Origin of the sequence: Planococcus donghaensis MPA1U2, from assembly GCF_000189395.1 — a bacterium.
In the GTDB taxonomy this organism is placed as follows: domain Bacteria; phylum Bacillota; class Bacilli; order Bacillales_A; family Planococcaceae; genus Planococcus; species Planococcus donghaensis_B.
This window is the reverse complement of the sequence record NZ_AEPB01000008.1, coordinates 14,756-35,893: the sequence shown is the minus strand read 5'-3', so window position 1 is coordinate 35,893 and position 21,138 is coordinate 14,756. Positions and strand designations below refer to the sequence as shown.

Here is a 21,138-nt window from a genome sequence, read left to right as displayed (position 1 = left end):
CGGCGTTCCACTCTTTTTCACTCGTTTGATCTTCTTATCACCCTGACCACTCACAGGCGAATTGGTTGCGTTTCAGCAAATAGCAGCATTCTATGTATTCAAGTTTTCTTAGCAATACTGATCCATGTGTTTACCATATTGGAATTATTTTACTGAAATCAAAATAGACTGTCAATAACCTTATTAGAAAGGAGCTTGAGTAGTTGGATGAACGCGTGTTTCTATAACTAGAATGGTAGTAATCTTTTGAACACCCGATATGATGATTAAACTAATAAAGCTGAGTTTTTCAAAGTTCCACTTGTATCCACCACTTTATCTATCAGGTTAATTTTTACTAAGTTCTTATTAGTTTCTGAAGAAGTTAATAAACTCGTCAAAAAAGAGTTTTTGCATTACAGTAAAAGAAGTTTCGCAATATTCCAGAAAAGAGGGAAAAGGATGAAATTCACATTGATTCAGCAAAACGATACTCATGGATGCCTTGAACAACATCAAGAACTTTTTTGGGGAACGGATGGGCCAACCTTAAAAAAAGCTGGAGGATTTTCTAGAATCAGTCAATATGTTAAAAACCTAAAAAAGAAAATGAAAATGTCTTATTTTTTGATGGTGGGGACTTGTTTCATGGTACTTTACCTCTGGTTGCTACAAAAGGAGAAGCGCTATTGCCCATTCTTGAAAAGATGCCGATTGATGGCTTTGTACCGGGGAATTGGGATTACGCATATGGAAAAAAACAACTTCAAAAGTTGACCAAAAAGCTTCAATTTCCCGCGCTTGCTTGTAATGTGATGGACGATGAAACGCGCGATGTATTTTTAACTCCATACACAATAAAAAAGTTAAATGGGATAACTATTGGCGTAATCGGACTAACTTATCCTTATGTCGACATCACCATGCCCCCAGATTTTTCAGAAGGCTTGTATTTTACTAAAGGCGTAGAAGAAGTGAGAGAAGCCGTTGAAGCGCTTCAGGACCAGGTTGATGTTATCGTTTTATTAAGCCATATGGGTCTGCCCTTAGACGTTAAGCTCGTTTCTTTAGTAGACGGAATCGACATCGTTCTTTCCGGCCATAGCCACGATCGTGTCCATGAACCGATTATCCAAAACAACACTCATATTGTCCAAGCAGGTTCGAGTAGTTCTTTCTTAGGGAGGCTTGATGTGAACTTTGAAGATGGAGCTATATTGGATATCCAATACGAATTGATTGTGATCGATGAACAATTCGAGGAAGACCAGGAAATTAAACGACTTGTGGAAGAACTACTAGTCGAATATGAAAAAGAACGATCATTTATCGCAGGTGAAACTAAAACTTTGCTTCACCGAATGACTTTGGAAGAAGCGCCTATGGATAAGTTAATCACCGATGCTTATTTGTCATCTTTAGAATGCGATGCTGCTTTTTCACACGGTTGGCGATATGGTCACCCTATAGCAACTGGACCCGTAACGCTTTACGATCTTTACACTATCATTCCGACCAATCCCGAATTGTTTACATTGGAATTGACGGGACAACAATTATTAGATGCTTTAGAACATAATTTAGAACAAGTTTATTCATCGGATCCTTTTGAACAAAAAGGAGGTTATGTTCTCCGTTCTAGCGGAATAAATATGACTTATAAGCCATATAATCCAAAAGGACACCGCATTCAAACTCTTCAAATTGCCGACAGTACTTTACAACGCGATAAAACATACCGAGTTGTAGGTGGTGGAAGTCAGTCTTTTAAAAATCACGAAGACAAGAAAAACTATCAAGGCGTTTTTGCTATCGATGTTATTCAATCCTACATTAAAGATCATGGTCCTTATAAAATACCAACTACTGCAAACGTAATTAGTGTTTAATCCTACTTCTTTAAACTACAAAGACCCACAGTAAAGTCGTTTTTAGACTTTCGCTGTGGGTCTTATTTAAATTTCTGTACTCTATTTTAATAGCTCAACACGCTCATCTTTCTCTATACTAAACAAGTAGACGTTAGGAGGAACAATCTTGGAACCATTACTTCATGGATTTTTATTAGCGCTTGGACTCATATTGCCCCTAGGTGTTCAAAACGTATTTATATTCAATCAAGGAGCCACCCACCGAAAACTCTCTTCTGCCTTTCCATCAGTCATAACGGCCGCCTTTTGTGATACATTACTCATTTATTTAGCTGTTACCGGCGTTTCGATTGTAGTCTTCAGTTTTGAGTGGTTAAAAACAAGTTTGTTTTTAGGGGGCTTTGTGTTTCTGTCTTATATGGGAAGGGTGATGTGGAAAACGAATCCAGAAATCCGTTCGAATACCCAATCCAGTCCATTAACTGCTAAACGACAAATTATATTTGCAGCGTCTGTTTCTATACTAAATCCACATGCCATTATGGATATCGTCGGTGTAATAGGGACAAGTTCACTCGTCTATATAGGGGTAGATAAATGGATATTTACTGCAGCGGTTATTGGCGTTTCATGGATTTGGTTCTTTTCATTGGCCATTGCTGGAAGAAAAATTGGTCAAATCGATACCAGTGGTAGACTCTTGAAAAGAGTTAATCAACTATCCGCATTGATTATTTGGATGATGGCGTTGTACATTTTGTACCAGTTGTACTCAAAATAAGTATGTTAACAGCAATAATGAAATAATATTAAAAAAAGAAGCTGAAAAAAATCAGCTTCTTCTTGATATTCTTTATGCTTTTTCCCAGTTTGCTTCGATCGGGATTCCTGCTGCTTCAAATGTAGTGAAAACAGGGCAACGAGCATCCGTTTTTTCTTTTAGTTCTTGGATACGTTCAACTGTCTCATCTGTTGTTACTTTTGCATATACATAAACTTGATTAAAATAAGGCTGAACATCCGCTTTCCCCATAAGACCGCGAGGATCTAAGTCACCTTTTACATCAAACTCGATTCCTTGCAAATCAAATTTCATTTCTTTTGCGACTAAATTTGCTATTACATTTTCACATCCAGCTAATGCTGCAAGAAGAGTTGAAAGTGGATCAGGTCCTGTATCAGTACCACCCATGCTTGGTGGCTCATCAATTATCATTCCGTGATTTCCCATTTTGAGCTCTGTTTTCATTTTACTTGATGTACCTGTTGCTTGAAATGTTACTGTGTTTGCCATGTTGAATTTCCTCCTTATTTCTAATTCTTTTTTACTTTAACAGCAACTTCCACACAAATATGTAAGGTGGCTTACAACGACTTCTCATATATGAAAATGATTGCTTTATTTTGTAGATTAGCCTTCAAAACATGTGTTATTTCAATCGAAAAGAGCTTAAAGAAATTCTTTAAGCTCTTTTTAAAAGTCTATTTTTTTCATCGCCTATATAAAATGCATGCTTCATCCTATTTTATTATGAACAGAGACGTAGTTTTATCTTAGGCTAACGTATTTCCCTCTGCCGGGATAGGTGTGTTTTTCAGCATGCCCGCAAGATGGTAGGTATTATAGGCGAGTCTTCTAATAGCCTTTTTCGAAAATTCATTATCTCTCCCTGCATCCATATACGATTTACCCGGACCAGCTTCTCCTACCCAGTAAGCATCGACATTCGGTGGAACTAGAAATCCGATGTGCGATAATCCGTATAAAAGAGAAGCTGCAGCATGTTTTGCGCCATCTTCATTGCCAGTAATGACTGTTGCTCCGACTTTATTGTAGAAAACTGCTTGTCCTTTATCGTTAGTTTTACCGCTGCTGCCGTAAAGCCGTTCAATGGTTTGGGTAGCTAACGAACTTTTTTCTCCAAGCCATAGGGGCGTGCCGATAATGAGAATGTCGGCCGCTTTTACCTTTTCAAAGATTTTCGGCCACTCATCTTCTCCACCCATATCTTCCTGCACACCAAGGGCGATTTTGTAATCAGCCAGTCGAACAATTTCGGATTCGACACCTAATTTATTGTAGTGAACTTGGACATCGTTCATAAAAACTTCGGTATGAGACGGTTCTTCCGAACTCTTTAATGAAGTATTTAAAAATAGAGCTTTTAGTGGTTGCATATAATTACTCCCCCTCCAATCGTTTTATAGTTTCCTCTGTCGTCCACATGGCATTGGCGATCATGCGGACATTGACTTTTGCTGCTTGCTCTCCGTTAAGTCCAGGGAGAATTGCCGCTGCGGTTGCATCCGATACGACGGCCACTTCAAATCCTTGCTCCAATAAGTCGCGAAGGTGTGATTCGATGCAAAGGTTTGCAGACATTCCTGCAAGAATCAAACGGCTGATCCCATGTTTTCGCAATTGCAGAACCAAATCCGTATTTTGTGGACCATAGACTTTATGCGGACTTGCCACAATGGTTTCAGGTTTTTTTATAAATGGTTTCAAGCTTTCCAGAAAGTCAGCTCCCGACCCTTCAAACCCTTCCAAGGATAGAGGATCTTCCCTTTTGAACATTCCGCCTTTATGCATCATGTTCTCTAGCGGTCCACCAAATTGCCAGTCACCATCCGTAGGATAGTAGTAATGCGGGGATATGAAAAGCTTCAAGTTATTCTTTTCCCCGGCTTTCAATAATAGCTCCAGATTCTGGATTGTCTGATTAGCCTCCACACTTTCCTTCACTAATTCCCACGCTACACCATCGTCGCGTAAAAAATCATTTTGAGGATCAACAATAACTAATGCCGTATTTTCGCGATTAATTTCCATTTTTCCTACCGGTAGAATTGAATCTTGTTGTTCTTCTAAAGTCATCTTCTCATCAGTCCTCTCAAAATCATTTGATTGCTCATGAACTTTCATTTCTTGCCTCCGCAACATCTCCTTACTGCATATATATCTCTCATTGAATTTATCAGAATATTCATTTAAAAAATGTAAGCTACACAACATTTTGAAGCATTTAATAGGTCAAAATAAAAAGGATTAAATACCGATTTCCGATACTCAATCCTTCTATTTACATAATTATGACCATTTTTAGTTCTTAAAGAATTGCCCAAGAAATTCACTTACTTGATCAGGGGTTTTAGCATTCGCGCTGTGAAGATGACCTAATTTATGATTATTTTGAAAAACAAGCAGGCTTGGTATACCCATTACATCTTCTTTGTTCGCAAGCTCTTCAAATTGATCTTTATCGATTGAATACGAAGAGATATTTTTGAAATTCCGACAAAACTTCCCCTATAAACATGTCCATTCTCTTACAATCTGGACACCATTCAGCATAAAATTTAACTAAAACAGGCTGCTCCTGGCTGATAACATTTTTATATTGGTCTTCTGATAAAATATTTTCAAACATTGAAACCACTCCTCTAATTGATATTTACTTTATGTACGTAGCATAATAGGTATTTGAAAATAAAAATGTGAGCTAGGTTACGTTATGCAAAATAACTGCTTGTTATTTCAATTTGTAATATACCTTACAGTATTTTTAGATTAATCAAGTATACTTAATACAACAACTATAATGTCCTTACTTAACAGATTATTAGAGGAGAAGAGGAGATTTTAATTATGGATAAACTAACACTCCTTTCACATATCAATCTTTTTGATGAGTTGCCAAAGGAAGACATGGATTTAATCGATCAAAACAGTACAATGATACCAATGAAAAAAGGAACGCAAATTATGATTCCGGAACAACCTTTGGATGTGCTGTTCTTTCTGAAAAAAGGACAAGTTCGCCTATATCGAATGACTCCTCAAGGAAAGCAATTTACTACCGATATTCTTGTCGATGGCAATGTTTTCGGGGAAACTGAATCTTTCATGCTGACGGATAAACAAACCTTTGCAGAGGCAATGACCGACTGTCACGTATGCACAATGGATAAGGGGAAATTCGAATCTTTTATTCGAACAACACCAGATGTATCACTCAAACTTATTCAAATTTTATCGTATCGCCTGAAGGAAACTTATGACCTTAGCGAAAAAATCGCTCTTGGCGACGTACGCTATCGCACGCTTTTCTTGTTGCTAAAAATGAGTGAAAAAAATGGGACACGAAACAAGGAATGGCAATCGATCAACATGAAATTTACCCACGAAGATATTGCTACAATGGTTGGCTCTTCACGAGAAACAATTTCTCTTTTGATGAGCAAGTTAAAAAAAGAAGGGCTTATGAAGAAAATGTTGCTTGGCTATTCTATAAAAGCTGATGAGATAAAGAAAATACTGATGGAATAATTTTTTCTTTGTGTCTAAAAAAGATGAGATACACATTACTAACACCAATACAATTTCTAAAAAGTCCTTTGCCCCCGCCTCTTTCGGTACAGCATGAAGGGCTTTTGCCCTTTTTTTATCCTGTTTGGGATGAAACAACTGAATTCAGCTCATCATAACTACCAAAAAACACTTACATAACCTATAAAAAAAGAAGAGCTTTTGTAATAAGCTCTTCTTTTTCTGATTATTTCACATCAAAATCGCATCTTCAGATTGTGATAGGGGAAATTGTCGTTGGTTGTCTGCTTTCGCCTTAGCCGGCACAGCAGGAAAGTTGTGATACATCTTTGTCGAATGTGAGAGCAGCCAACTTCACACCTTCTGACATCGTTAAATAAGGTGCAAGGGTATCGCTAATATCCTCGATCGTTAAACCGAATTTCACAGCAAGTGTCAATGCATAAATGACGTCGCCTGCATTATCTGCGACGATATGTCCTCCCAACAACTTGCGAGTATTCACATCCGCCACCAGTTTGAAAACTCCAGTTGTTTCTCGATTCACTAACGCTCGTGGAACAGCTTCCAATGGCAGGACCGATGTCATAACATGATAGCCTTGTTCTATTGCCTGCTTCTCTGTCAGCCCAACTGTAGCAATTGCTGGTGCTGTAAACGTCACACCCGGCACAATAGCCAAATCCAATTTTTCATTCTGCCCACCTACCGCATTTCGTGCGGCTATTTTCCCTTGATGAGCTGCCACATAAACAAATTGAGGACCAAGCGTAACGTCTCCGGCTGCATAAATTCGGTCATTTGTCGTTTTAGCATAATCATCAATTCGAACTTCTCCAAGAGTTCCTGTTTCGACACTTGCAGCTTGTAGATTTAAACTTGCTGTATTAGGCTTTCGGCCCGTTGCAATGAGCAATTGATCCGATTCAATGATTTTGTGCTGACCGTCAACTTGAATGTGAACCTTTTTCACTTTTTCATCCTGTTCAATTTTTTCGTACGTGGCACCTGTGATTAACCGCATGCCTTGCTCGCTTAAAGCTTTTGTAACAGCTTCTGAAATTTCTGGATCGTATTCTTTAAACAAATGCGCCCCTCTTTGAATTAATGTGACTTCAGCACCGAGATGGTGAAATAACTGACCTAACTCAACGCCAATATAGCCTGAGCCAATAATGGTTAAGCGCTTTGGCACTTTCTTTAACTCTAGTAAAGTTGTGCTGGTCAAGTAATTCACTTTGTCTAACCCTGTAATCGCTGGAATTGCAGGAGCTGCCCCTGTGGCGATTAAAAAGCGGTTTGCCGTTAACTTCTTCCCATTCACTTCAATCGTATGCTCATTTAAAAATTTGGCTTCCCCTTTGATTAACTCAAATCCGTAGTCATCAATCAAATCAACATATTTTTTGTTTCGAAGATCTGTCACTAATTCATCTTTTTGATTGACCAAACGAGCTAAATCTACTTTATCCGCAGAGGTATGCAGCCCGATATACGGATTATTTTTAGCCAAATGGTTGATTTCTCCGGCACGCATTAAGGTTTTAGAAGGCACACAACCAATATTCACACACGTACCACCTACAGTTCCCCGTTCAATCATCGCTACTTTGGCATTGTTTTTTACTGCTTCGATGGCAGAAGAAAAGGCAGCACCCCCAGAACCGATAACAATGTAGTCATACTCGCTTTCTATTTCCGTATAAACGACATCTTCGAATCTTAACTCTTCTGCTTTGCCCGGCTGATATTTCGTTTCTTCTATTGTACTTTTTGCTTTTTCAATCGTGATCTCTTTTGGTAATTCAAAAATAACTTCTCCTTTTTGGAAGTCTGCTTGAACTTTTTTTGCGCCAATTTCTTCAAGTGCACTTGCTAGATGTCTTTCACATCCTGTGCACGTCATCCCTTGAATTTCTACGCGATACTTTTTCATACTCTATTCCTCCTTCATCAATACATCGATAATTGAGCATTCATGTAACTCTTTTTTATCTGGACACCGATCTTTCAACTCACCTAACATTCGTTCTACGCGCTTTAAATCTTCAATCTGCTTTTGGACTTCCAATTCTTTTTCGGACACAAAAGTGAACATATTTTCACAGCGTATATCGTCTTTGTCCACGATCCCTAATAATTTATAAATCTCATTCAACGAAAAACCCAATTCTTGCAGTCTCCGAATAAATCCCACCCGTTTGACCGTTTCTTCAGAATATATACGATATCCTGAGTTGTTTTTTATTGGTTTTTCCAATAACTCTTTTCGCTCATAGTACCTGATGGTTTCCTTATTTACGTGGCATAAAGCTGCCAACTCACTGATTCGATAGCTCATTTTGTTCACCTCATAAAAAGTATAAACTATGTACTATGGTACATAGTCAAATAACTTACTCTATTACTTCCTATTTACATAATATGAATCAGATAGATTTAAAGAGTTCTATTTTATAAAAAAATTTGCATACGGATATGTTCTCAAGACTAATGGGATAGAAATCTCACTTCTCGTTTTTTTTAAAGTCAATTAATGATGTATAAACTTGTGTTGTAAATTAGTTATTCATATCTGTTGAATAGGCACAGCGAGGTGTAATAGTTCTAAACATGTTAAAATAAGTTAATTAGTATAAAGGAGGGATATTTTGTTTGAAGTATATGTAAAACAAGTTGATACTGATATTGTAATTAAATGGCTATTCACAAAGATAAAAATTCCAATAGCCGATATAGTAACAATTACCACTGATGACACGTATGGTGGTAAAGAAAAAACTGCTATACGAATTGGCATGCCCTACGGCACAACAGACAGAGTGGTAATCGTTACGAAGCAAAGCACATATCTATTATTTACAACCAACTATTTATCGATACAAAACAAACTAAATTCGTACATCCATGCAAATTAATATATAGACTACTAAAACTGTTAGCATCCATTTTCTGATGAAATTCTAGCTTGTATTTCTTTTAGTGCAGTCTTTTGAATATAGCCTAAACAAAAAGGGAGAAAAAGTCAGCTTAAATCAGCACTTTTTCTCTCTTTACATTTAATCACTTCTATTATTCGCTACAATTTCAGTTTTTTACTAAGATCAATAAATTCAAAGTGCTAATCGTAACCGACTTAGCAATAAGCTGCATTCGTCTTACTAGGAGCTTTCTTCTCATAAAACCTCATGACAATCCATAAACCAATTAGTAAAATTATATTTGGTCTAATGTAAAAAACCTTGTTACAAAAACAAAAGACCAGAATCGACATCGCCAATTCGGATCTCCTATTTCACTAAATTACTACTTTATCCTAAAACCTATTTGACCCAAAACTTATGCTTGATATCTCTTGATTAAATCAATAAATACATCAACAAAAGACTGCAGGAATTGGACCGTTCCTTCTTCTTTGAATTTGCCGTTGTCATCCAATAAGTCAAAGGAACTGGCTAGGTACACTTCCGGTTGCTGAACGCTGGGCATGTTTAAGAATGTTAAGATTTGACGCAAATGATGGTTGGCACCAAATCCACTCAAATTCCCCGGTGATTGACTGATGATAGCAGCTGGCTTGCCATTCCAAATGCTTTCACCATAAGGACGAGACCCTACATCCAATACATTTTTGAGTGCAGATGGGATTGAACGATTGTATTCAGGGGTTACGAATAACACGGCGTCTACTTCTTTCATTGTGTTGCGGAATCTTGTGTATTCTTCTGGCGTATTGCCTTCCTCTTCATAATCTTGATCAAACACAGGAAGATTGCCGATTTCTACAAGCTCTGTTTCAAACTCCGGTGGAAATAGCTCTGCCACATTTTTTGCGATTTTTGTGGAAACTGCTTCTTTACGTAAACTCCCACTAATTACTGCTACTTTAACCATTTCATATCATCCTAACTATTTATAATTTTATTTATTCTCCAATCAAATTCGGCTATTGAAAACAACATTATTTAATAGGAAAAATTAACTTATCCTACTTTCATGTGTGACAAATCGATTACAGTTTAAAATCGTTTAACGCCACTAAAACTACCTGCAAGTGTCATCGATGCCTTTAAGTCGACAAGGAATAATACAATAGTAGTATCCTTTTCCAACTGAATCGTGGTCAACTCTTCCGCTGTACTAGAAATGGCATCACCTTTATGCAGGCTCTCCCCATGTGCGGTAATTTCGCCGTCCATGACATAGAGCCAAGGTGTATAACCGGTTACAACTGGTAATGTAAAGGTTTCGCCTGGTTTTCCGTGTACATCGTATACGACGATTTGCTGACGAAGTTCCAGTGGAGCATTCACTTCTGATGGTCCCGCGATTAAACGCCAATTACTGATTTCTGGTAACTGCATGTCCGCAAATAAAACGCGGGGTTCCAAATCTTTTTCTGCTGGTCGGATAAAAATTTGAAGCATTTCAACAGAACCTGTCGGTGTGGATTCCTCGTGAAAAAAGCTATTCCCAGCCCCCATCAGCATTTGGTTGGTTGGAGAACAAAACTTTTTCAAGCCAGAAGAATCTTCATGTAACATTTCCCCTCGCCACATATAACTTAAAATCTCGTCATTTATATGTTCATGCATACTAATTTTGGTGCCTTGTCCGATTTTTGCGTGATCTATTCGACTAAGTGGGCCAAATGCATGGTCCTCTTTTTCAAAATTTCCGTCGATTAAACCGGGGCGACGAAACTGCAATGAAAAAGCACCGCCTCCATTTGAATATGCTTGTTCATTTCGTAAAATATTCATTCTTCGTTCACTCCTTGGTTTGCTTTTTTTAGTAGGTGAATGAGCTGCTCAAGTTCTTCTTCTGTTAAATTCGAAAATTGATCTGCTCGAAATTGCTCTTGGGCGGGGACTACTTCGTTTCGCAAAATTACACCAGCTGGTGTAAGTGAAATATATTTTGTCTTCCACTCTTGTTCTCGTTTTATATAACCCGCCTCTTCTAACTTGCTTAAAATTTGCGTAATATTTGAGTTGGTTACCGCAAGTCGGTTCGCTAATTCAGATTGTGTAACTCGTTCATGTTTTTTTAAATGACTGATGATATCAAATTGACCTGTTCTTAATCCCCATTTGGCTAAGTCACGATTGGTGCAGGTCATAGTGCGGTTGTAATAACGTGCGTAACGAAGCCATGCAATATAACTTAGTCGGATTCTTCTTAATGAGTATTTCATTTGTCATCGCCCCTATCAATTAATACATTAATTGATAGTAACTAAAATTTCAAGAAATTATGCTTATTTTCTATAAACGAGAAAAGCTGCTCATAATTTGGATAACCCCTCTTTACCGCTCTCTCATACTTTAACTGAACAACTTGATAAGTGCTGAGCTGTTTAAGAAAAAGACAATTAGAGCCAAAATCATTAACACAGAGGCTGGAATTGTATCTCTGACTGGGTGTTTAACGCGTATGTGTGCTACAGCGGCAAAGAACATCGTTACGGCAATCCATAACCCGCCAAATGCTGCCCATTCTGGTAACCAAATCCCTACAACCAAAGCTATTGTCCCGATTAATTGAACGATTCCAGTCACAATCCGAAACCATTGAGGCAATTTCAGCCTGTCAAACTCATCTACTTGCATCTTTACTCCAGTGATTTTACTAAAGCCTAGTCCTGTAAATAAAACACCTAACACTACCTGTAAAACTATCGTTATTATCATTGTTCCAATTCCTCCCTATTTTCTCTAATTTGCTTTCATTTTACTGACTTTCAGATTTCCAACTAACTTTACTTGCTACTATAGAAACTTCGCTAAATCTGAAGCTACGAATAATAGAACACCTGCTACATCATTAGGCGCGCCTAATCGCCCAGTAGGTACTTTTTTCGCATAGGCAACTAATGAAGATAATACGCAAGTTTAAATCATGAACCAAGTCTCATTCGTCGTCTATGATTTTAAAAGCTGGTTGTGAAGGGTATATCTCTGCATTATTTACCCAACTATTCAAACGCCCTGTCGATAAAATCGCAAAGTCAGCGGTTACCGTAATGGTTTCTGATTTGCTGACTTCCAACTGAATGACTTTATGTTCAGCTCCAAAGCTAGATAAATCAGTAGCGGCTTTCGCAGTCTCTTCAGTTAATCACCGATAATTCAGTAACTCTTGCTTCCGCTAGACGTTTGCTGATCGTTTTATTACTGCAGTACGGCCTTTTAATTAATTAACTCCTCCTATGATTTGTTGCTGATATCCGGAAATGGCATAGTTTTCCTCCTTAAAATCGGAATATTTATTAGGCACTTTCACTCTAATGTTTATCACTTTATATATTAAATGATATTTTTGCAAATTAAATGTACTGAATCCCTTCAAAAACTATGTAAAAAAACCCTTCAATTTCAGATCTGGACTAGAAATGTAGGGTTTTCAATTTATTTAATTAGAAAATTAAAGCTACCAATAATTTCGAGTACATATAGTATTTTCTTTAAATCTAATTTTGAAATACTCAATTCTTAAAGTTAGTCTACTAAAATTCAGTTGATTATCTGCAGACAATTTTCTGTAAAGGGTTTAACACAAATTTTCTTCATGAGGAAGGACATATGTCTAATAAAAGCCTCTCTCCACAATATACATATCGCAATACTCACCTGTAATATTCAACAAATCTTTAACATTCATAGAAGATGCGCACTCCACTTGTACCGCAACATTAGATTCTTGAAATAGGTAGTGTAATACTATTATCAAATCCATGAGCCGCTTCTTTTCTAATTAATCGAACTATTAATAGTCAAAAAAAGCACAAACCCCTTTTTCGTGAAGGACTAAGTAATCTATTCCTCGATAGGCAATTAATATCCAGGCTAAAAGAAAATGAATTTTCAAGACAAAAAAAGAAGCTCACACTGTAGCTTCTTTTTACCGATAACTTTTGATGTGTAAACCGAATAATTCTAGCTTAAAATGACGAAAAATACTCACAAACTGTAATTAGCTGATAAAATGGCCGTGCTCTGCTAAGATCTGTAAAGTCCGTTCTAAAGTGGTTGACTTAACCAGAAGGTAATCTGTGTTAAAAGTTGAAATGGCGAAGATGCTAATTTCAGCTTCGGCAAGTGGTGAAATTAGAGATGATAATATGCCGGTCAGTGAAAAATCCAGAGGCCCTTCTACTTTAATGCATCTCCATTCATCGCTTATTTCCATATCTTCTACATGCGATGGCACTGCTTCTTCTGCACAAACAATAGAAAGTTCTTCGTTCGTATACGTAATTGAGACAAAACTACTTTTTTTAAGAGCCCATTGGGGAAGAGCCTTAGAAGAATCTAATTTTAAAACTGACATTGTTTCAGGAAGTACAGATAATTTCACACTTAACAACTCCATTTCTTCAAATTATCATTTTTACTTAATACAAAAAATAAAAAGCCCAGGAAAATATCGTTTATGATATCTCCCGGGCTTTTATCCCTCCGTGGATACAGAGTTTCTGTGCGTTTTCTCTCGGACCTAACCGGAATATAATAGCCCGCGGAACCCTAGAAAACTTCTTGTATTAAGTTAAATAAATTATCTATTACATACAGATACTTGTCAATGTACTGCAAGATTTGAGCATCGAGTACCGTGAGAAAGAGCAGGCTTATCGCTTCTCCTCATCTATTCAACTACTTACTATTGCGATTGATGCAGATCCTAAAAATAATCTCACAAGAGAATATAGACTTCCGGTTAGGTGTGCCATATAAACTACAATGCATTTTTCTCCCTATTCCGTAAAAAAGGATACTTCAGGGCAAATTTCTATATTGTTTTCGAGCCAATCTCGTTTCTTTCTTACTTATTAAAATGAAAATTCTGAAAATAATACCGATAAATATTGTTAATCAGTATAAATTCATTAGCCATTTAAAGATTTAGAACGAGCATCTTGTCGCGCAACATAGAATCAATGCTTCTACCAATTCCCTGCACACCTTGTCCGGAGTTTTTCACTCCTAAGAACGGAAAATGATCTGGTCCTCGTGATGTTTTGCCGTTCACCTGGACAGTCCCTACATTCAGCTTATCTGAAATTGCGAAGGCGTTCTCCAGATTACGAGTGAAGACACTAGCTTGTAGACCATACTGGTTTCGCTTTTCGAGCGCAATTGCTTCAAGTTCATTCTCAACTCGTATAAATGGTAACACCGGTCCAAACTGCTCTTCCCAAGCGACAGCCATCTCTTCTGTAACATGGTCAAGAAGAGTTGGACCCAGAAGGTTCTTTTCCTTAATGCCTTCCAGTACGACAGTAGCTCCTTTAGTTTGGGCATCTTCAATCAGACTAGTCACAAAATCCGCTGATTTTTGATCGATTAAAGGTGTTACACTCGCATCTTCATGGGATTTCCCTACTGTCAGTTTGGACACAAGTTCTTTTACCTTCCCAATAAGCTCATCTGCGACACTATTGACCACCATCACACGCTTTATAGCTGTACAGCGTTGTCCTGAATAGCTAAGTGCTCCGCTAACGATTTCTTTTGCGGCTTTATTCAAATCTGCGTCTTCTAATACAATTGCAGAGTCTTTACCACCCAGCTCAAGCACGACGGGAATCATAGATGCTTTTTTGGCGATATGCTGCCCCGTTGCTGTTCCCCCAGTAAACGTAATCATATTGATAAGGGGATGAGAAACGATGAAATCACCGATCACAGAACCTCGTCCCGTTACTACGTTTACTACACCTTCTGGCAGGCCAGCTTTTACTAGGGCTTTTATCATCAACAGTCCACTAATTGCCCCCTGAGTAGCAGGTTTAAAGATCACGGTATTACCTGTAATAAGCGCTGGCGCGATTTTAGAAGCGGCTAGATTTACTGGATAGTTGAATGGCGATATAGCCAGCACCACCCCATAAGGAACTTTTTGTACGATGGCTTTTGTCTTCTTCGTAGCCCCAGGAAAAGCATCTCCTTGGATAAAGCTTCCGTGTGTACGAAGACCTTCTTCTGCCGTATAGCGAATTAGTTGCGCAGTACGTTCAACTTCACTTTTCCCTGCCGAAAATGTCTTCCCTACTTCTTTATGAATCATTTCACCGATTTCATCGGTCATTTTTTCTAATTCTTCTGCCCAGCGATGAAGAAGTGCAGAGCGCTCATAAACTTCTTTTGCTGCCCACATTTCCTGGGCATCTGCTGTTTTTTGAATTGCAACAGCGACTTCTTCCTGACTCAAGGCAGGAACTTCACCTACTACTTCATGATCATCCGGAGAATAGATTTGTACAGTTTCTCCACTACTGCTTCCCATCCATTCATTATTCAATAAAGTATAAAATAAACTTTCAGTTTGGCGTACTATCATATTCTCTTCACACTCCGTCTCTTTGTATTTAATCTACAAAAGATTAATGTTACCCATTAAACCACATGAAAACTCTTTCAGGCAAGGTTTTATTGAACCACGAATTGCCGACATAGATGCTTATTTTATTCATCCGAGGGTTTTTTCTTTATATTTATATAATTATTTTTCCAAACTTTTAAAAGTATTAATTAGAAAAAATACTCCTTGTAAAGATGCGATTTACAGACGTAAATTTGACGGTTCAACATTTTATACCTATATATTTTTACTTTTTTCTTTTATCTTCAGTATCAAAATAAGCTTAAAGATTAATAAAGAAAACGCTATCATAATGAGGTAACAATACAATTTTCAATTGAACCTTAGCTTAAGAAATAAGTAGGCACTAAATCGATTTTCAATTTTAATTTCCCCCTAACTTTTCTAATTTTCTAAACAGTAAACTACCTCAGATGACATGTGAAATAATGAACAAGACCTAAATTAAACCGAATTTATTTTTAAAAAATTTTGACTATTTATGATTAATCTAGAGTAAAAGCTACAAAAGTTACCTAACTCAATCTAATAAGTAATTAATAACGCTCTATATTAACAAAGAGTCCAAGTATACTTTTAAGCATATTTGAATCATAGATAGATCAAACCATATGCCAATTCACATTTTTTCAAGCAATCAAACTATGGTTAGAAGAATTTACTAAGCCAAGATTCACTGTACAAAATTCAGATATTCAATTAGAGAACCTTTTGTAAAAGTACACTTTAGTGAACAAAAGAAAAGAAGAAACTCATCGCTGAGTTTCTTCTGATAAACAGTCATATGCAAGCTAGACTATCTTTATAAAGTTGGTTTTCTTCTTATAAAACTGATTCTGCTCTACATACATAGTTTAACCAATCCTATGAAAATGTAAGGATAATAAAAGAGTTTTGTTATATTAGCTAGCTCGACTCTAGTACTCTATCGACCTTTAGATAAAATACTAGAGTAAAGTATTCATTAAATTAATAAAAATAGATATTAACTTCTCAGTCCACGGCCTTTTTCAATCAGATACCAATTTAAAGCATAAAGTGAAATCACAAAAATAATCGAAATGAGAACAGAGAATAGAATTGGTACATCGATTACACCGAGGATCCCGAATCGGAATCCAGAAATCATATAAACAATCGGGTTGAACTGTGATACAATCTGCCAAAATGGTGGCAACATAGAGATGGAAAAGAATACGCCACCTAGGTAAGTCAATGGCTGAAGAACAAAAGTAGGAACGATAGACACATCGTCAAATGATCTTGCAAAAATGCCGTTCAACAGACCTGCCAAAGAGAACAAAATAGACGTCATTAAAAACGTTAATATGACAATACTCCAAGAATAGACTTGTAGCGGAACAAAAAGTAACGAAATAATCGTGACCAGTATCCCCACCAAAGTACTTCTTCCTAGTCCACCAATCACAAAGCCCCAAATAATAATATGTGTCGGGACGGGCGCGACCAATAGTTCTTCAATATTCTTTTGAAACTTTTGTGAGAAAAATGATGACGAGACATTTGAGTAGGAACTCGTAATGACTGACATCATAATCAATCCAGGGACAATAAATTCCATGTAGGAAAATCCTCCCATTTCCCCAATCCTTTTACCAATTAAATTTCCAAAGATGATAAAGTATAAGGACGTTGTAATTACAGGAGGAACCAATGTTTGGATCCAAATTCTAAGATAACGGTTCGTTTCTTTGACCGCCAAACCCTTTAATGCTGTTAAATATAGTTTAAACATGTGAATCCTCCATTAAGCAGTTTCTTCTGTAAGTTTTAAAAATAATTCTTCTAATCGATTGGACTTATTACGCATCGACAATACTTTAATCCCTTGTTCGGTCAATTGGTTAAACAGTTCGTTAATCCCTTGATCACGCCCTACTTCCACAGAAAGAGATCCTTCATCCATAAGTTCACTCTCATAGCCTTTAATCACTGGCATTTGTCCTGAAGATTCAATATCTAAAATAATTGTTTCAAACTGAAGCTTAGCAAGCAATGATTTCATACTTGTATCCTCAATCAGTTGCCCCTTTTGAATGATTCCAATATTGCGACATAACATCTCCGCTTCTTCCAAATAATGTGTTGTCAAAATTATCGTCGTACCATTATCATTCAACTCTTTCAGAAACGTCCACATCTCTCGTCTCAATTCAATATCCACACCCGCCGTCGGCTCATCAAGAATAAGTAGACTTGGTTCATGCATTAAGGCGCGTGAAATCATCAGTCGACGTTTCATCCCTCCAGAAAGCATCCGTGCCTGAACATTTTTTTTCTCCCATAAATCAGACTGCTTCAAGTACTTTTCGCTGCGCTCTAATGCTTCCTTCCTTGACACACCGTAATAACCTGCCTGGTTCACGACAATCTGTTGGACCGTTTCAAAAGGACTGAAGTTGAACTCTTGAGGAACCAGACCAATCTGTAGCTTCGCCTGCATTAACTGCGTGTCCATATCATAGCCGAAGACTTTGACATTTCCTGATGTCTTATTGATAAGAGATGTCACAATTCCAATGGTCGTAGATTTCCCAGCACCGTTAGGGCCTAAGAGAGCGTAAAAGTCTCCTTCTTCTACTTTCAAATCGATGCCACGCAAAGCCTCAACGCCGCCAGAATAGACCTTTTTCAAGTCGTTTATTTCTAATGCATATGTCATTCACTTTATCTCCTAACTATCTTTTTAATTAGTTGTATTTAAATACCTAATTGCCAATATGCCACTCGCTCATATTCATAAAGCTTTGTGTATACATTTTTTAAATGCGCCTATTGTGAAATTAAGCTAGACAACTGAAAAAGTCATTCGGGTACCTCACAATGTGTTTTCCGTCCAAAGAAAAACATCAGAGTGATCGCGAATGACCTACACCCATCTTAACACGAAAGAACTGGTGATGATAGAATCCTACCACCACCTAAATATGCACATTTCAATCATCGTTGAGCGCTTGAATCGTTTCAGGCAACCAACTTATAATATCATAAAACATCTAAAATCCGGGCATACAGCGCTCGGGTTTCACAATGTTTACGAAAGAAACAAGAAACGTTGCGGCTGCTGAAAAATGGTCTTATCAAAGAAAAAAATCGATCATATTCAAGACAAGATGGCACAAATCTAGACAATAGCCACGAAAATACATAGACATAAATGTCTTATATTAAATCCTTTTGAATGTATCATTTTTTCTAGCAAATTGGTTTTCCCTTGTAGTACTGCTAACTTCTTTAAAATAGAGAGCCTGAATGTAACTTAGTTAGGTTTAAGTTACATTCAGATTAGTACCATTAGTACTTAACAAAGGTAGTTACGCCATGCTGAGTAATGTAATTTCGATGGCTTAGTTCCTCTACCCATTTCTTTGAGTTTAACTGATACAAACCTGATAGATCTCGATACGTGTAACTTCCCATATTCACTTCAATCGGTTCAGGCTTTTCCTGTACTTTTTTCTTGTAACTGAGCAATGCGTGTTGATTTGGCACACTGTAAATCTCTAGTACCTCTCCGGTTTCGATGTATTTTTCAAGGTACGTTAGAAATAGTCGATTTCCACCCCCTTCTGCTTCGTAAATATATGGCAAAGATAAAAGCCCCCGAATTTCTTGCAGCCAACCCTCTGTTACTTCATGGACAGAAAAGAACATATAATCTTTTTCGTTCTCAAATCCCGTACGCTGGTTATATTCCTGAATCTCTTCTGGAATTTTTAGTGGTTTTGAGGATGCTAAGAATGTAATTTCCGACATTTTTTCAGCTCCCAATTGCTTGGATGTTTTTTGTAAGTTATTCAGTATTTTAAATGTACCTTACTTGCTATTAAATTACATTTAGAATCAGTAAAAGTCATTCAAACATGGTCTGCTTACTTCTGCAACAAGTTCTCCAAGTCACGATAACTGTATTCTGTAGTAAAGACTCCTGTTATCATTTCATTGATGTACCGGATAATATCCAGATCGTCATGGTTGTCGTCTACACCCTCTATGTAGACGAATTTTACATTGGCTAAGCCTTTTTTAATCAAAGCCTTCCCTGATTCCTTTTGTCCATATCGCAAATAATGCTGCCCTAAATCTGTGTAGTTTCTAACAATATATGGGTAGTCCTGGATTGACCGTTTTAATAAGAATTCGTAATGAGCCTTATCTTTACTCTGATAGTGGTCGGCAAGCAGCAGTGAAATAATGGCTGCTATTTCCGGATTTGCTTTGTGTTGAACTTCTTCGGCTTGCTCTACCAGTTCGTCATCCAGTTCTCCTTGGTACCAAGGAGTAAAAGAAAGAATCAGGATAAAGTAAAGCAGATTGGTTGGGTGGTAATGCAAGGCGTTCCGAGCAAAGTCAGCGGCTTGTTCGTAATCTTCAAATGGCGTGAGCGTTTCCAGTACAATTAATCGATTCCATCCCTCGATGTCATAGGGATTCTGCTCGACGTAATCGATTAATAACCGTTCAGCTGTCTCCAGTTTCCGGTCAGCTACCAATGTCGTAATCTTTTTTTGTAATTCCGTATCCATCATATTCCTGCCTCTCAAAAACTTATACGGGACTGTTTGATAAGCACTATTATGAATGTAACTTAATACACAATAATTTACCTTCATATTTCTTTATGCGAGAAAAGATACATTTACATTTTCCTTTGTTTTATCCAGCTCACAATTTTATAAGAACCGAAAAAGTTTACTAGTAAAAGAAGGAGCAATATAAGTACCCAAATCTCTAAATTATTGATTTCTTGAAGGCCTTGAGCATTAATAAAAATAAACCATAGAATACCGATGGCTAAGAGATAGAGTAAGACATTAGGTATAATCCAAATCATTTTTAATCCTATATTCTTCATATTCCTATTCATCTCCATTTCTTGTTGAATATAACTTAACTACACTTAAATTACTTTCACCTACGCTAAAACGCCAAGAACCTTAGAAGGTCTTGGCGTTTTTAATTCTATAAAGAATTAGCCTTTTTTTTCAAAATTATTTCTTCAAATTCTGCCCAACCTATATAGCTGATTCCAATTAATAATGCCAAAAAACTCATTGTACTCAGTGGTCTTCCGATATAGGAAAGCATCGATTTAAACAATTCCTCATCCCAAGAAGTAATGTTGCTTCCAAATATAGCTGCAGCAATATATTTTGTAGAAAACAACAACGCTGCAATTGCAATAAAACTAATCCCAGTTCCCCTTTTGTTCATTCTAAATACCCCCTCTTCTCCTAATTTTTAGTATATCACGGCTTTCTTTACTCGTGTATCAATTTCAGATTCCACTTTAACCAAGGATAATGACAAAATCGTCTTTTATATTTCATAGATACTTTTGGTTAAAAGTGTTCGTAAAAGTACAGGTTCACAAACGAGAAAGCGAAGGAACTTCAAACAAAGTTCCTTCTTCCCGTAAGGTGTCATGTATAAACTCACGCCTGTACTATGTTATTCAAATAAAGTTAGCACTTACTGTTTCTTTCCTGAATATTGTCGTGAAAAACAGCAAGATTCATATAGATGCATCCAAAACTACGGCGTAACCTGTAA

The 21,138-nt window shown here is 37.1% G+C and carries 20 protein-coding genes, 1 pseudogene and 1 riboswitch; of the genes and pseudogenes, 4 read left to right on the top strand and 17 right to left on the bottom strand.

The features are described from left to right. Positions 1-620 precede the first annotated feature (620 nt). A complete protein-coding gene (locus tag GPDM_RS02330) occupies positions 621-1,868 on the top strand; it encodes a bifunctional metallophosphatase/5'-nucleotidase (RefSeq protein WP_237704122.1) in 1,248 nt (415 codons plus the stop codon). A 148-nt stretch (positions 1,869-2,016) separates the two neighbouring features. After that, on the top strand, positions 2,017-2,631 hold the full coding sequence (locus GPDM_RS02325; RefSeq protein WP_008428573.1) for a LysE/ArgO family amino acid transporter: 615 nt from the start codon (positions 2,017-2,019) through the stop codon (positions 2,629-2,631). Positions 2,632-2,703: 72 nt separating this feature from the next. Here GPDM_RS02325 and GPDM_RS02320 read toward each other — a convergent pair whose 3' ends face one another. From GPDM_RS02320 to GPDM_RS02305, 4 genes and pseudogenes are all read right to left on the bottom strand, one after another. Next, positions 2,704-3,144, bottom strand: coding sequence for an OsmC family protein (locus GPDM_RS02320; protein WP_008428572.1), 441 nt, complete (start codon positions 3,142-3,144; stop codon positions 2,704-2,706). Positions 3,145-3,404: 260 nt separating this feature from the next. Beyond that, entirely contained in the window at positions 3,405-4,028 is a 624-nt protein-coding gene (locus GPDM_RS02315; protein ID WP_008428570.1) for a flavodoxin family protein, read from the bottom strand. 4 nt (positions 4,029-4,032) lie between these two features. After that, a complete protein-coding gene (locus tag GPDM_RS02310; RefSeq protein ID WP_008428568.1) occupies positions 4,033-4,776 on the bottom strand; it encodes a cysteine hydrolase family protein in 744 nt (247 codons plus the stop codon). A 177-nt stretch (positions 4,777-4,953) separates the two neighbouring features. After that, a pseudogene (locus GPDM_RS02305) lies at positions 4,954-5,281 on the bottom strand (thioredoxin family protein). Between the two features lie 218 nt (positions 5,282-5,499). On the opposite strand from GPDM_RS02305, the gene GPDM_RS02300 reads away from it, so the two are divergent. Beyond that, complete coding sequence (locus GPDM_RS02300) at positions 5,500-6,180, top strand: Crp/Fnr family transcriptional regulator (RefSeq protein ID WP_008428564.1); 681 nt, start codon at positions 5,500-5,502, stop codon at positions 6,178-6,180. 295 nt (positions 6,181-6,475) lie between these two features. Here the strand turns inward: GPDM_RS02300 and merA are convergent, their stop codons facing one another. Together merA and merR are read right to left on the bottom strand one after the other, a co-directional pair. Beyond that, complete coding sequence (gene merA / locus GPDM_RS02295) at positions 6,476-8,116, bottom strand: mercury(II) reductase (RefSeq protein WP_008428563.1); 1,641 nt, start codon at positions 8,114-8,116, stop codon at positions 6,476-6,478. A 3-nt stretch (positions 8,117-8,119) separates the two neighbouring features. Beyond that, positions 8,120-8,521 (bottom strand): Hg(II)-responsive transcriptional regulator, encoded by a 402-nt coding sequence (gene merR / locus GPDM_RS02290; RefSeq protein ID WP_008428561.1) that lies wholly within the window; start codon positions 8,519-8,521, stop codon positions 8,120-8,122. 310 nt (positions 8,522-8,831) lie between these two features. On the opposite strand from merR, the gene GPDM_RS02285 reads away from it, so the two are divergent. Then, positions 8,832-9,098, top strand: a complete 267-nt coding sequence (locus GPDM_RS02285) for a SunI/YnzG family protein (protein ID WP_008428559.1) — start codon at positions 8,832-8,834, stop codon at positions 9,096-9,098. 421 nt (positions 9,099-9,519) lie between these two features. Here GPDM_RS02285 and GPDM_RS02280 read toward each other — a convergent pair whose 3' ends face one another. The 11 genes from GPDM_RS02280 to GPDM_RS02225 form a co-directional block, all read right to left on the bottom strand. Next, entirely contained in the window at positions 9,520-10,074 is a 555-nt protein-coding gene (locus tag GPDM_RS02280; RefSeq protein WP_008428556.1) for an NADPH-dependent FMN reductase, read from the bottom strand. A gap of 125 nt (positions 10,075-10,199) precedes the next feature. Next, positions 10,200-10,943, bottom strand: a complete 744-nt coding sequence (locus GPDM_RS02275) for a pirin family protein (RefSeq protein ID WP_008428554.1) — start codon at positions 10,941-10,943, stop codon at positions 10,200-10,202. Next, positions 10,940-11,377 (bottom strand): MarR family winged helix-turn-helix transcriptional regulator, encoded by a 438-nt coding sequence (locus GPDM_RS02270; RefSeq protein ID WP_008428552.1) that lies wholly within the window; start codon positions 11,375-11,377, stop codon positions 10,940-10,942. Before GPDM_RS02270 ends, GPDM_RS02275 begins: the two co-directional genes overlap by 4 nt. Positions 11,378-11,507: 130 nt before the next feature. Further along, on the bottom strand, positions 11,508-11,873 hold the full coding sequence (locus tag GPDM_RS02265; protein ID WP_008428550.1) for a DoxX family protein: 366 nt from the start codon (positions 11,871-11,873) through the stop codon (positions 11,508-11,510). A gap of 1,282 nt (positions 11,874-13,155) precedes the next feature. Next, positions 13,156-13,539 carry an ACT domain-containing protein gene (locus GPDM_RS02260; RefSeq protein WP_008428548.1) on the bottom strand — a complete coding sequence of 128 codons (384 nt, stop codon included), beginning with the start codon at positions 13,537-13,539 and terminating at the stop codon, positions 13,156-13,158. A gap of 80 nt (positions 13,540-13,619) precedes the next feature. Next, positions 13,620-13,721: riboswitch (guanidine-I (ykkC/yxkD leader) on the bottom strand. A 355-nt stretch (positions 13,722-14,076) separates the two neighbouring features. Next, a complete protein-coding gene (locus GPDM_RS02255; RefSeq protein ID WP_008428546.1) occupies positions 14,077-15,522 on the bottom strand; it encodes an NADP-dependent glyceraldehyde-3-phosphate dehydrogenase in 1,446 nt (481 codons plus the stop codon). Positions 15,523-16,549: 1,027 nt separating this feature from the next. Next, entirely contained in the window at positions 16,550-17,320 is a 771-nt protein-coding gene (locus tag GPDM_RS02250; RefSeq protein ID WP_008428545.1) for an ABC transporter permease, read from the bottom strand. A 12-nt stretch (positions 17,321-17,332) separates the two neighbouring features. Next, positions 17,333-18,247 (bottom strand): ABC transporter ATP-binding protein, encoded by a 915-nt coding sequence (locus GPDM_RS02245; protein WP_008428543.1) that lies wholly within the window; start codon positions 18,245-18,247, stop codon positions 17,333-17,335. Between the two features lie 632 nt (positions 18,248-18,879). Continuing rightward, entirely contained in the window at positions 18,880-19,341 is a 462-nt protein-coding gene (locus GPDM_RS02240; RefSeq protein ID WP_008428542.1) for a hypothetical protein, read from the bottom strand. 116 nt (positions 19,342-19,457) lie between these two features. Then, complete coding sequence (locus GPDM_RS02235; protein WP_008428540.1) at positions 19,458-20,114, bottom strand: tetratricopeptide repeat protein; 657 nt, start codon at positions 20,112-20,114, stop codon at positions 19,458-19,460. Between the two features lie 433 nt (positions 20,115-20,547). After that, positions 20,548-20,799 (bottom strand): hypothetical protein, encoded by a 252-nt coding sequence (locus GPDM_RS02225; RefSeq protein ID WP_008428536.1) that lies wholly within the window; start codon positions 20,797-20,799, stop codon positions 20,548-20,550. Positions 20,800-21,138 lie beyond the last annotated feature (339 nt).